This window comes from Pseudomonas sp. P39-UII1, assembly GCF_039672635.1.
Taxonomy (GTDB): domain Bacteria; phylum Pseudomonadota; class Gammaproteobacteria; order Pseudomonadales; family Pseudomonadaceae; genus Aquipseudomonas.
In genome coordinates, this window is sequence record NZ_JBDFPP010000007.1 from 90,381 (window position 1) to 102,522 (window position 12,142).

11 protein-coding genes are annotated in these 12,142 nt (G+C 64.0%); all 11 read left to right on the top strand.

Annotated features, from left to right (window positions below):
• Window positions 1-56 precede the first annotated feature (56 nt).
• The 11 genes from ABEH27_RS11910 (at window position 57) to ABEH27_RS11960 (ending at window position 12,111) form a co-directional block, all read left to right on the top strand.
• Window positions 57-947, top strand: a complete 891-nt coding sequence (locus ABEH27_RS11910) for an NAD(+) kinase (protein WP_023632574.1) — start codon at window positions 57-59, stop codon at window positions 945-947.
• Window positions 947-1,918 carry a metallophosphoesterase gene (locus ABEH27_RS11915; RefSeq protein WP_346613771.1) on the top strand — a complete coding sequence of 324 codons (972 nt, stop codon included), beginning with the start codon at window positions 947-949 and terminating at the stop codon, window positions 1,916-1,918. Before ABEH27_RS11910 ends, ABEH27_RS11915 begins: the two co-directional genes overlap by 1 nt.
• Entirely contained in the window at window positions 1,915-2,793 is an 879-nt protein-coding gene (locus ABEH27_RS11920) for a rhomboid family intramembrane serine protease (protein ID WP_346613772.1), read from the top strand. Before ABEH27_RS11915 ends, ABEH27_RS11920 begins: the two co-directional genes overlap by 4 nt.
• A 13-nt stretch (window positions 2,794-2,806) precedes the next feature.
• Complete coding sequence (locus tag ABEH27_RS11925; RefSeq protein ID WP_016393000.1) at window positions 2,807-3,067, top strand: DUF1315 family protein; 261 nt, start codon at window positions 2,807-2,809, stop codon at window positions 3,065-3,067.
• Window positions 3,064-3,894: a DUF2797 domain-containing protein gene (locus ABEH27_RS11930; RefSeq protein ID WP_346613773.1), complete on the top strand. Its 831-nt coding sequence runs from the start codon at window positions 3,064-3,066 to the stop codon at window positions 3,892-3,894. The genes ABEH27_RS11925 and ABEH27_RS11930 overlap by 4 nt, the downstream gene beginning before the upstream one ends.
• Window positions 3,895-3,907: 13 nt before the next feature.
• Window positions 3,908-6,565, top strand: a complete 2,658-nt coding sequence (gene pepN, locus ABEH27_RS11935) for an aminopeptidase N (protein ID WP_346613774.1) — start codon at window positions 3,908-3,910, stop codon at window positions 6,563-6,565.
• 268 nt (window positions 6,566-6,833) lie between these two features.
• A complete protein-coding gene (locus ABEH27_RS11940; protein WP_346613775.1) occupies window positions 6,834-7,874 on the top strand; it encodes a YCF48-related protein in 1,041 nt (346 codons plus the stop codon).
• Window positions 7,875-7,894: 20 nt separating this feature from the next.
• Window positions 7,895-10,270 carry an RND family transporter gene (locus tag ABEH27_RS11945; protein ID WP_346613867.1) on the top strand — a complete coding sequence of 792 codons (2,376 nt, stop codon included), beginning with the start codon at window positions 7,895-7,897 and terminating at the stop codon, window positions 10,268-10,270.
• 151 nt (window positions 10,271-10,421) lie between these two features.
• On the top strand, window positions 10,422-10,712 hold the full coding sequence (locus tag ABEH27_RS11950) for a DUF5629 family protein (protein ID WP_346613776.1): 291 nt from the start codon (window positions 10,422-10,424) through the stop codon (window positions 10,710-10,712).
• Window positions 10,678-11,808 (top strand): lactonase family protein, encoded by a 1,131-nt coding sequence (locus ABEH27_RS11955; protein ID WP_346613777.1) that lies wholly within the window; start codon window positions 10,678-10,680, stop codon window positions 11,806-11,808. The genes ABEH27_RS11950 and ABEH27_RS11955 overlap by 35 nt, the downstream gene beginning before the upstream one ends.
• 123 nt (window positions 11,809-11,931) lie before the next feature.
• Window positions 11,932-12,111, top strand: coding sequence for a hypothetical protein (locus ABEH27_RS11960; protein ID WP_346613778.1), 180 nt, complete (start codon window positions 11,932-11,934; stop codon window positions 12,109-12,111).
• The last annotated feature ends 31 nt before the right edge of the window (window positions 12,112-12,142 follow it).

A 12,142-nucleotide genomic window follows, 5' to 3' on the forward strand; every position in this document is an offset into this window, starting at 1 on the left:
GTCGTTTCGCCATAATCGGCGCATAGTCACCCGCCGCAGAGCCTCGCAGGAGCCCCATGGAGCAATTTCGCAATATCGGTATCATCGGCCGCCTTGGCAGCTCGCAGGTGCTCGACACCATTCGCCGACTGAAAAAATTCCTCCTCGAGCGCCACCTGCACGTGATCCTCGAGGACACCATCGCCGAAGTCCTGCCTGGCCACGGCTTGCAGACCTCCACCCGCAAGCTGCTGGGCGAAGTCTGCGACCTGGTCATCGTCGTCGGCGGTGACGGCAGCCTGCTCGGCGCCGCCCGCGCCCTGGCCCGGCACAACATCCCGGTGCTGGGGATCAACCGCGGCAACCTGGGCTTCCTCACCGATATCCGCCCCGACGAGCTGGAAGAGAAGGTCGCCGAAGTGCTCGACGGCCACTACCTGGTGGAAAACCGCTTCCTGCTGCAGGCTGAGGTGCGTCGCCATCACGAGGCCATCGGCCAGGGTGATGCGCTCAACGATGTGGTGCTGCACCCGGGCAAGTCGACGCGGATGATCGAGTTCGAGATCTACATCGATGGTCAGTTCGTCTGCAGCCAGAAGGCCGACGGCCTGATCGTCGCCACCCCGACCGGTTCGACCGCCTACGCGCTGTCGGCCGGTGGCCCGATCATGCACCCCAAGCTCGACGCCATCGTCATCGTGCCGATGTACCCGCATACCTTGTCGGGCCGGCCGATCGTGGTGGACGGCAACAGTGAGCTGAAGATCGTGGTGTCCAAGGACCTGCAGATCTACCCGCAAGTGTCCTGTGACGGCCAGAACCACTTCACCTGCGCGCCCGGCGACACCATTACCGTGAGCAAAAAACCGCAAAAACTGCGCCTGATCCACCCGCTGGACCACAATTACTACGAGGTCTGCCGCACCAAGCTCGGCTGGGGCAGCCGCCTGGGAGGCAGGGACGACTGATGCTCGATCCGGCGCGAAGTTTCGACATCATCGGTGACGTGCACGGCTGTGCACTGACCCTGGAACGCCTGCTCGACGCCCTCGGTTACACGCGTATCGGCGGCGTCTGGCGCCACCCTCGGCGCCAAGCCCTGTTCCTCGGCGACATCGTCGACCGCGGCCCGCGCATCCGTGAGGCGCTGCACATCGTCCACGACATGGTCGAGGCCGGCCAGGCGTTCTGCATCATGGGCAACCACGAGTACAACGCGCTCGGTTGGGTAACCCCGGCGCTGCCCGGCAGTGGCAAGGCCTACGTGCGCGAGCACACGCCGCGCCATGCCCGCCTGATCGACGAAACCCTGACCCAGTTCGCCCACCACCCTGGCGACTGGCACGATTTCCTGCAGTGGTTCTACGACATGCCACTGTTTGTAGACGCCGGGCGGTTCCGCCTGGTGCACGCTTGCTGGGACCCGCGGCTGATCGACCCGCTGCGCCAGCAATACCCGGACGGCCGCATCGATGAACATTTCATCCAGGCATCGGCCGTGCCCGGCAGCTTTGCCTCCACGGTCTGCAACCGCCTGTTGCGCGGCACCGACATGCGCCTGCCGGACGGCCTGACGCTGACCGGTGGCGATGGCCTGACCCGCGCCTTCTTCCGCACCAAGTTTTGGGAAGAAGACCCGAAAACCTACGGCGACATCGTGTTCCAGCCCGACGCGCTGCCTGACGAGGTGGCCCGCACGCCGCTCAGCCACACCGAAAAGAACGCCTTGCTACGCTACGCCGAGGATGAGCCACTGCTGTTCGTTGGCCATTACTGGCGCAGCGGCCGCCCGGCGCCAATCCGCGGCAACCTGGCCTGCCTGGACTACAGCGCGGTGCTGTACGGCAAGCTGGTGGCCTATCGGCTGGATGATGAAACCCGGATAGACCCGCACAAGTTCGTGTGGGTCGACGTCGACCGACCGCAGGGCAATCAATGAATATCGTCGAAGTGATGCGCTTGCCGCTTGCGGTCGACCTCAGTGGCTTCGTGCACCTGCTGCAGCGCCTGCAGGTGCCGCACCGGGTCAGCGAGGAGGGCGAAGTCCAGGTACTGTGGGCCCCGGAAACCATGGCCGCGGATGTCCTCCAACTCTACCAGCGCTACCCCGACGGCAACGCCGACATCGAAGCGGTCAGCGACCCTGTGGCAGAGGGCTTGCCCGCGAAAGGGCCGACGCTGGGTGAGCAGGCCCGCGCCTGCAAGGTTACCGCCGCCATCCTGTTCCTCTGTTTGATCGTCGCCGGCCTCACCCGCCTGGGCGACAACCTCACCACCATCAGCTGGTTCACCTTCCTCGACTACCGCGTGCAGGGCGAATACCTGCACTTCACCCCGCTGGCCCAGGGCCTTGCCGAAGGCCAGTGGTGGCGCCTGGTGTCGCCCATGCTGCTGCACTTCGGCGTGCTGCACCTGGCCATGAACGGCATGTGGTACTGGGAGCTGGGCAAGCGCATCGAACTGCGCCAGGGCCCGTGGCTGCTGGCCGGCCTGACCCTGCTGTTCAGCCTGGTGTCCAACCTCGCCCAGCACTACACCAGCGGCCCGAGCCTGTTCGGCGGCTTGTCCGGTGTGCTGTACGGCCTGCTCGGCCATGTGTGGCTGTACCAGTGGCTGGCGCCCAACCCGCACTTCAACCTGCCCAAGGGTGTGCTGGTGATGATGCTCATCTGGCTGGTCATCTGCCTGACCGGCGTGGTCGGCCAGCTCGGTTTCGGCCAGATCGCCAATGCCGCCCATGTCGGCGGGCTGCTCATCGGATGCCTGACGGGCCTCTTGGGTGGAATGGTGGCCCGGCGTAAACTGTCCGCTTGATTTAGGAGACGCTATGTCCACGTTCGCGCAAATGATCGAAAACATCACCCCGGAAATCTACCAAAGCCTGAAAACGGCCGTGGAAATCGGCAAATGGTCCGATGGCCGCAAGCTCACCCCCGAGCAGAAGGAGCTGTCGTTGCAGGCGGTGATCGCCTGGGAGATGCAGAACCTGCCCGAAGACCAGCGCACCGGTTACATGGGCCCGCAGGAATGCGCGTCGAAGTCTGCGCCGATCGCCAACATCCTGTTCAAGTCGGACTCGGTACATTGATCGAACTCGCTCGTGGCTCTTTGAGCAAGATGGCGGTAAGCCTGGAAGCACCGCTGGTGCAGTACAGCTTCCGCCTGGATGACACGCAGGTGCCGGTCAACCCGTTGATCGGCCAGCGCCTGCGCCTTGAGTACCTCGGTGCCATCCACTGCAGCCATTGCGGCAAGCGCACCAAGACCAGCTTCAGCCAGGGCTACTGCTACCCATGCATGACCAAGCTGGCCCAGTGCGACGTGTGCATCATGGCCCCCGAACGCTGCCACTACGAGGCCGGCACCTGCCGCGAGCCGTCGTGGGGGGAGCAGTTCTGCATGACCGACCATGTGGTGTACCTGGCCAACTCGTCGGGCGTCAAGGTCGGCATCACCCGCGCCACCCAGCTGCCCACCCGCTGGCTCGACCAGGGCGCCAGCCAGGCGCTGCCGATCATGCGCGTGGCCACCCGGCAGCAGTCCGGCCTGGTCGAAGACCTGCTGCGCAGCCAGGTGCCAGACCGCACCAACTGGCGTGCGCTGCTCAAGGGCGACGCCGAGGTGCTCGACCTGGTTGCCATTCGCGAACAGATTTTCGACGCCTGCGCCGACGGCCTGCGTGAACTGCAGGCGCGTTTCGGCCTGCAGGCGATCCAGCCGCTGCCCGACGCTGAAGTGGTGCAGATGAAGTACCCGGTCCAGGCCTACCCGACCAAGATCGTCAGCTTCAACCTCGACAAGAACCCGGTGGTTGAAGGCACGCTGCTGGGCATCAAGGGCCAGTACCTGATCTTCGACACCGGCGTGATCAATATTCGCAAGTACACGGCCTACCAGTTGGCCGTGCTCCAGTAAAAAGGACCTGCACATGCGTACCGAACAACCGCAAGTGATCTACCTCAAGGACTACCAGGCGCCCGAGTACCTGATCGACGAAACGCACCTGACCTTCGAGCTGTTCGAGGACCACACGCTGGTTCATGCGCAACTGGTCATGCGCCGCAACCCGGCACGCGGTGCCGGCCTGCCGCCACTGGTGCTCGACGGCCAGCAGCTCGAGCTGCTGCGCGCCTCGCTGGACGACGAAGACCTGCAGGCGAGCGACTATCAGCTCGAAGCCGACAGCCTGACCCTGCACCCCAAGGCCGAGCGCTTCACCCTCGACACCAGCGTCAGGATCCACCCCGAGAGCAACACCGCGCTGGAAGGCCTGTACAAGTCCGGCAAGATGTTCTGCACCCAGTGCGAAGCCGAGGGCTTTCGCAAGATCACCTATTACCTCGACCGCCCGGACGTGATGAGCACCTTCACCACCACGGTGATCGCCGAGCAGCATCGCTACCCGGTGCTGCTGTCCAACGGCAACCCGACCGGCAGCGGGCCGGCCGAAGATGGCCGCCACTGGGCAACCTGGGAAGACCCGTTCAAGAAGCCGGCTTACCTGTTCGCGCTGGTGGCGGGTGACTTGTGGTGCGTGGAAGACAACTTCACGCGCCAGTCCGGCCGCGATGTGATGCTGCGCATCTATGTCGAGCCCGAGAACCTCGACAAGTGCGACCACGCCATGGTCAGCCTGAAAAAGTCCATGCGCTGGGACGAAGAAGTCTACGGCCGTGAGTACGACCTCGACATCTTCATGATCGTCGCGGTCAACGACTTCAACATGGGCGCCATGGAAAACAAAGGCCTCAACATCTTCAACTCCAGCTGCGTGCTGGCCCGCGCCGAAACCGCTACCGACGCCGCTCACCAGCGTGTCGAAGGCGTGGTTGCCCACGAGTACTTCCACAACTGGTCGGGCAACCGCGTGACCTGCCGCGACTGGTTCCAGCTGTCGCTCAAGGAAGGCTTCACGGTGTTCCGCGACGCCGAGTTCAGCGCCGACATGAACTCGCGCACGGTCAAGCGCATCGAGGACGTCGCCTACCTGCGTACCCACCAGTTCGCCGAAGACGCCGGCCCCATGGCCCACCCGGTGCGCCCGGACAGCTTCATCGAGATCTCCAACTTCTACACCCTGACCGTGTACGAAAAGGGTGCCGAGGTGGTGCGCATGGTCCGCACCCTGCTGGGCGCCGAGGGCTTCCGCAAGGGCAGCGACCTGTACTTTGAGCGCCACGATGGCCAGGCGGTGACCACCGACGACTTCATCAAGGCCATGGAAGACGCCAACGGTGTAGACCTGACCCAGTTCAAGCGCTGGTACAGCCAGGCCGGCACGCCGCGCCTGGACGTCAGCGAAACCTACGACGCCGGCGCCCAGACTTACAGCCTGACCTTCCGCCAGCACTGCCCGCAGACCCCGGACAAAGCCGAGAAGCTGCCGTTCGTGATCCCGGTCGAGCTGGGCCTGCTGGATGCCAACGGCAACGACCTGCCGCTGCGCCTGGCCGGTGAGGCCGCTGCTGGCGGCAGCAGCCGCGTACTGTCGGTGACCGAAGCCGAGCAGACCTTCACCTTCGAAGGTGTCCAGGCCAAGCCGCTGCCCTCGCTGCTGCGCGGCTTCAGCGCGCCGGTGAAGCTCAGCTTCCCGTACGACCGCGACCAGCTGATGTTCCTCATGCAGCACGACAGCGACGGCTTCAACCGCTGGGAAGCCGGCCAGCAGCTGTCGGTGCAAGTGCTGCAGGAACTGATCGGCCAGCACCAGCGTGGCGAAGCGCTGCAACTCGATCAGCGCCTGATCACCGCCCTGGGCACCGTTCTGGCCAACGAGTCACTGGACGCCGCCATGGTTGCCGAGATGCTGTCGCTGCCGGGCGAGGCTTACCTCACCGAGATCAGCCAGGTGGCCGATGTCGACGCCATCCACGCCGCCCGCGAGTTCGCCCGCCAGCAGATCGCCGCGCAGCTGTTCGAGGGCCTGTGGGCGCGCTACCAGGCGCACCGCGAGGTGTCGCGCAACACCCCCTACGTCGCCGCGGCAGAGCACTTCGCCCGTCGCAGCCTGCAGAACATTGCCCTGTCGTACCTGATGCAGAGCGGCAAGCCGCAGGTCCTGGAAGCGACCCTGGAGCAGTTCGACCAGTGCGACAACATGACCGAACGCCTGACCGCCCTGGCGGTGCTGGTCAATTCGCCGTTCGAGGCCGAACGCGCCAAGGCCCTGGAAACCTTCGCCGAGCACTTCAAGGATAACCCGCTGGTCATGGACCAGTGGTTCAGCGTGCAGGCGGCCAGCGCCTTGCCGGGCGGGCTGGCGCGGGTCAAGGCACTGATGCAGCACCCGGCCTTCACCCTGAAGAACCCGAACAAGGTGCGGGCGCTGATCGGTGCCTTCGCCGGGCAGAACCTGGTCAACTTCCATGCGGCCGATGGCTCCGGCTATCGCTTCCTGGCGGACCTGGTGATCGAGCTGAATGCGCTGAACCCGCAGATTGCCTCGCGCCAGTTGGCGCCGCTGACCCGCTGGCGCAAGTATGACGACGCGCGCCAGGCGCTGATGAAGGGTGAGCTGGAGCGGATTCTCGCTTCCGGGGCGCTGTCCAGTGATGTGTATGAGGTGGTGAGCAAGAGCCTGGTGTAAGCCTGGCAAATCCCGGGGCCGCTTTGCGGCCCATCGCCGACAGGCCAGCCCCCACAGGTAAAGCGCACAGTTCAAGGGCGGCGCTGTACCTGTAGGAGCTGGCTTGCCGGCGATGGGCCGCAAAGCGGCCCCAGCTTTTTGGCGTTAACAAAACATAACGTCCCATTCGTTGTAATGTTTCAGCCTTCCCCGATACGATCCCACCAAGCCTCTAACACAGGCTTTTCAACGCACAGACCCACCAAGAAGAACACAACAGGGGATGGTCATGAGGGAGCGGGTGATGACGCAGGCCAGGCGTGGTGCCTGGCCGTTGGCGGCCGGCGCGGTGCTGGCGCTGGCATTGGGCATGTGGGCAGACAGCGCGCAAGCCGCTGCAGCCGACGAATACTCGACCGAATCGGCCAAGGCCAGCCAAAGCCTGCTGATCGATGCCACCCATGCCGGCAAACGCCTGGTGGTAGTAGGCGATCGCGGCCACATTCTGTTCTCCGATGACCAGGGCAACACCTGGACCCAGGCCCGGGTGCCCACCCGGCAACTGCTCACGGCGGTGTTCTTCCTCGACGAAAAACGCGGCTGGGCGGTCGGCCACGATGCACAGATCCTCGCCAGCAACGATGGCGGCGCGACCTGGAGCAAGCAGTTCGAAGACCTTTCCCGCGAAGCTCCGCTGCTCGACGTCACCTTCCTCGATGCCCAGCACGGTTTTGCCGTGGGTGCCTATGGCGCTCTGCTGGAAACCCGTGATGGCGGTCAGCACTGGCAGGACATCGCCGAACGCCTGGACAACGCCGACCAGTTGCACCTCAACGGCATTGCCGTGATCAAGGAGGCGGGCCTGTTCATTGTCGGCGAGCAGGGCAGCATGTTCCGCTCCAGCGACAACGGCCAAAGCTGGGCCAAGGTCGAAGGCCCCTACGAGGGCTCGCTGTTCGGCGTGATCGGCACCGCCAAGCCACACACGTTGTTGGCCTATGGCCTGCGCGGCAACCTGTTCCGTTCCACCGACTTCGGTGACAGCTGGCAACCGATCGAGCTCAAGGCGGCGCGCGGCAACCTCGAATTCGGCCTGGCAAGCGCTACGCTTCTCGATGATGGCAGCCTGGCATTGGTCGGCAATGGCGGCAGTGTGCTGCGCAGCGTCGATGACGGGCAGACCTTCAGCGTCTACAACCGTGCCGACCGCATTGCCCTGGCCGGTGTCAGTGGCCTGGCCAATGGTGGCCTGCTGCTGGTGGGGCAGGGTGGTGTGCACCTGGCCACCGCCGAGGGTGCTGACCAGACTGCCGAAGGGGCGCGCCCATGACCAGCCGAGAGAGCATTACCATGCACCCGCATCACCAGGACAAGGCCACGCTGCTGGAACGCCTGATCTTCAACAATCGCCCGGTGGTCATCGCCATCTGCGTGCTGGTGAGCATCTTCCTGTTCTGGCAGGCCACGCAGATCCGCCCCTCGACCAGTTTCGAGAAGATGATCCCGCTGGAGCATCCGTTCATCGAGCAGATGATGGAGCACCGCAACGACCTGGCCAACCTCGGCAACACCGTGCGCATTTCGGTCGAGGCGGTCAACGGCGACATCTTCGACAAGGACTACATGGAGACCTTGCGGCAGGTGCATGACGAGGTGTTCTACATCCCCGGTGTCGACCGCGCTGGCCTCAAGTCGCTGTGGAGCCCCAGCGTGCGCTGGAGCGAGGTTACCGAGGAGGGCTTCTCTGGCGGCGAGGTGATCCCCAACACCTACAACGGCTCGCAGGACAGCCTCGACACCCTGCGCGACAACGTGCTCAAGTCCGGCCAGGTCGGGCGCCTGGTGGGCAACAACTTCAAGTCCAGCATCGTCGATGTTCCACTGCTGGAAAGCTACCCCGACCCGAACGACCCCGGCAAACAGGTCAAACTCGACTACCAGCAGTTCTCGCACCTGCTGGAAGAAAAGATCCGCGACAAGTTCCAGGCACAGAACCCCAATGTGAAGGTGCACATCGTCGGCTTCGCCAAGAAGGTCGGTGACCTGATCGACGGCCTGGTAATGGTGGCGATGTTCTTCGGCGTGGCGCTGGTCATCACCTGGATCCTCTTGTACTGGTTCACCTGGTGCATCCGCAGCACCATCGCCGTGCTCATCACCACCCTGGTGGCGGTGGTCTGGCAGCTGGGCCTGATGCACGCGGTAGGCTTCGGGCTGGACCCGTACTCAATGCTGGTGCCGTTCCTGATCTTCGCCATCGGTATTTCCCACGGGGTGCAGAAGATCAACGGTATCGCCCTGCAGTCGAGCGACGCCGACAACGCCCTGACCGCTGCCCGGCGTACCTTCCGTCAGCTGTTCCTGCCAGGGATGATCGCCATCCTGGCCGATGCGGTGGGGTTCATCACCCTGCTGATCATCGACATCGGTGTGATTCGCGAACTGGCCATCGGGGCCTCGATCGGCGTGGCGGTGATCGTCTTCACCAACCTGATTCTGCTACCGGTGGCGATTTCCTACGTTGGGATCAGCAAAAAGGCCATCGAGCGCAGCAAGAAGGACGCAACCCGCGAGCACCCGTTCTGGCGCCTGCTGTCCAACTTCGCCAGCGCCAAGGTGGCGCCCGTTTCCATTGCCCTGGCGCTGATCGCCTTCGCCGGTGGCCTGTGGTACAGCCAGAACCTGAAGATCGGCGACCTTGACCAGGGCGCGCCGGAGCTGCGCCCGGACTCGCGCTACAACCAGGACAACAACTTCATCATCAGCAACTATTCCACCAGCTCGGACGTGCTGGTGATCATGGTCAAGACGCCGGCAGAGAGCTGCTCGATCCACTCGACCATGGCGCCGATCGACGAGCTGATGTGGACCATGCAGAACACCCCGGGCGTGCAGTCGGCGATCTCTCTGGTGACCGTGTCCAAGCAGGTGATCAAGGGCATGAACGAGGGGAGCCTGAAATGGGAAACCCTGTCGCGCAACCCGGACATCCTCAACAACTCCATCGCCCGTGCCGACGGGCTGTACAACGCCGACTGCTCGCTGGCGCCGGTGCTGGTGTTCCTCAACGACCACAAGGCCGAAACCCTGGAGCGCGTCACCAGCGCCGCCAAGGCGTTTGCCGACAGCCACAACAAGGAGGGCCTGCAGTTTTTGCTGGCGGCGGGTAACGCCGGGATCGAGGCGGCCACCAACGAGGTGATCAAGTCGGCCGAACTGACCATCCTGGTGCTGGTGTACTTGTGCGTGGCGGTGATGTGCATGATCACCTTCCGCTCGTTTGCCGCCACCCTGTGTATCGTCCTGCCGCTGGTGCTGACGTCGGTGCTGGGCAACGCGCTGATGGCGTTCATGGGCATCGGCGTCAAGGTCGCCACCTTGCCGGTGGTGGCGCTGGGCGTGGGCATCGGCGTGGATTACGGCATCTACATCTACAGCCGGCTGGAAAGCTTCCTGCGCGCCGGCCTGCCGTTGCAGGAGGCCTACTACCAGACCCTGCGTTCGACCGGTAAAGCAGTGCTGTTCACCGGCCTGTGCCTGGCGATCGGTGTGTGCACCTGGATTTTCTCGGCAATCAAGTTCCAGGCCGACATGGGCCTGATGCTGACTTTCATGCTGTTGTGGAACATGTTCGGGGCGCTGTGGTTGCTGCCAGCGCTGGCGCGGTTCCTGATCAAACCCGAGAAGATGGTGGGCAAGGAGGGTGGGTCGATTTTTGCCCATTGATGGGTTGGGGCCGCTTTGCGGCCCATCGCTGGCAAGCCAGCTCCTACAGGTACGGCGCAAGCATTGGGATTTGTAGGCGCTGGCTTGCCGGCGATGGGCTGCAAAGCAGCCCCAGGGCTATAATGCCGGCTCATTTCCAATTGGTACCCCCATGTCCCCCCTCGCCACTGCCCTCGCATCCTGCGACATGCTGCTGATCGATGGCCTGCACGCCTTCGATTTCACCTTTGACGAAACCGGCCTCACGGTCGAATGCATGGACGGCCGCCAGCTGCGCCGCTGGGCATTCACCACCGACCAGGTTGCCGCCGCCACCGCAGCAGGTGATGAATGGCAACTGGACGATGCCCAGGGCCAGCATCGTCTAGTCTGTATGAGTGCCTTTCGCGCCCCGGATGAAGAGAACGATGAACCGGACCTGGACGAGCCTGCTGACCGCTAGCCTCATGACGCTAACCCTCGATACCCAGGCTGCCACCCTTTTGGTGGGCAGCTACACCGATGGCGCGAGCCAAGGCATCTACCGCTACACGTTCGACAGCAAGGCCGGCCGTATCAACCCTGCGCCGCAGCAGGTGGTCAAGAACGTCAGCCCGTCGTGGCTGGTGCTCTCGGCCGATCAGCGGCAGTTGTTCGTGGTCAACGAAACGCCGCAGGGCCATGCCAGCAGTTTCAGCGTGAGCAGCAAAGGCGAGATCACCCCGCTCAATCAGGTGGCCACCCGCGGCGACGAGCCGACCCACGCCAGCCTGAGCCGCGACCAGCGTTACCTGTTCGTCGCCAACTACGCCGTCGCCCCCGACCCGGGCGGCAGCCTGGTGGTGCTTCCGGTGGGCAAGGACGGCAAGCTCAAGGATGCGGTGCAGCAAGTGCGGCACAAGCCCAGTGGCGTCAACCCCGAGCGCCAGGGCGGTGCGCATGTGCATTCAGTGGTGCTGTCGCCCGATGGCAGCCACCTGTATGCCAGCGATCTGGGCGCCGACAAGGTGTTCATCTACCGCTACGACGGCGCCAGCGTCGACCGCCCCCTCAGCGCGGCGATACCAGCGTCCGTCGAGCTGCCGCCGGGCAGCGGCCCGCGTCACCTGTTGTTCGATGCCAAGGGGCGGCATGCCTACCTGACGCTGGAAATGAGCGCCGAAGTAGTCATGTTCGATGTCAAGGACGATGCGTTGCACGAACGCCAGCGCCTGCCGCTGACCGAGCAGAACGACGCCGCAGCCAAGGCGGCGGGCGCACTGCACTTGTCGGCGGACGGGCGCTTCCTGTATGTCAGCAACCGTGGCACGGCCAACGAGATCGTGGTGTTCAGCGTGGGCAAGGACGACGGCCAGCTGACGTTCCTGCAGCGGCGTTCGGTGGAGGGTGACCATCCACGGGAGTTCGCCCTCGACCCCAGCGACAACTTCCTGCTGGTGGCCAACCAGAAGAGCAACCAGATCGTGGTCATGCGCCGTGACCCGCGCACGGGCAAGCTGGGTGAAACCGTGCAGACCTTGCCGCAGGACGCGCCTTCGGACCTGAAGTTTATCGAGTGACTATCGATAGCCGTGATAATCCCTACCACCGCAATGAATTTCTGTGGCTGACCTCAGCGGCGTAAGTTTGACCCAAGGCCCACTCGGGCCACCGTCAAACCACCGCAGTCGAGGTCAGCCCACATGAACTTCAATCTCTTCCCGGTCATCGCCGCATCCGCCATTTCCGCCTCGGTCGTGCTGCCGACGCATGCCCATGCCGACACCGGCAGCAAGGCATCCGCGACCCACAGCTATACCGAGCAGTACCTGCGCCAGAGTGCTCATTTTCATGCCGCGTTGAGTGGCAAGAACAGCCACTGATCCAGATGGGAGCACTGAACCTGTGGGATCG

What these genes read in the sequence shown, in the direction of transcription:
- ABEH27_RS11910 (WP_023632574.1), top strand. Translation starts at nt 57, where the DNA reads ATGGAGCAATTTCGCAATATCGGTATCATCGGCCGCCTTGGCAGCTCG.
- ABEH27_RS11915 (WP_346613771.1), top strand. Translation starts at nt 947, where the DNA reads ATGCTCGATCCGGCGCGAAGTTTCGACATCATCGGTGACGTGCACGGC.
- ABEH27_RS11920 (WP_346613772.1), top strand. Translation starts at nt 1,915, where the DNA reads ATGAATATCGTCGAAGTGATGCGCTTGCCGCTTGCGGTCGACCTCAGT.
- ABEH27_RS11925 (WP_016393000.1), top strand. Translation starts at nt 2,807, where the DNA reads ATGTCCACGTTCGCGCAAATGATCGAAAACATCACCCCGGAAATCTAC.
- pepN (WP_346613774.1), top strand. Translation starts at nt 3,908, where the DNA reads ATGCGTACCGAACAACCGCAAGTGATCTACCTCAAGGACTACCAGGCG.
- ABEH27_RS11940 (WP_346613775.1), top strand. Translation starts at nt 6,834, where the DNA reads ATGAGGGAGCGGGTGATGACGCAGGCCAGGCGTGGTGCCTGGCCGTTG.
- ABEH27_RS11945 (WP_346613867.1), top strand. Translation starts at nt 7,895, where the DNA reads ATGCACCCGCATCACCAGGACAAGGCCACGCTGCTGGAACGCCTGATC.
- ABEH27_RS11950 (WP_346613776.1), top strand. Translation starts at nt 10,422, where the DNA reads ATGTCCCCCCTCGCCACTGCCCTCGCATCCTGCGACATGCTGCTGATC.
- ABEH27_RS11955 (WP_346613777.1), top strand. Translation starts at nt 10,678, where the DNA reads ATGAACCGGACCTGGACGAGCCTGCTGACCGCTAGCCTCATGACGCTA.
- ABEH27_RS11960 (WP_346613778.1), top strand. Translation starts at nt 11,932, where the DNA reads ATGAACTTCAATCTCTTCCCGGTCATCGCCGCATCCGCCATTTCCGCC.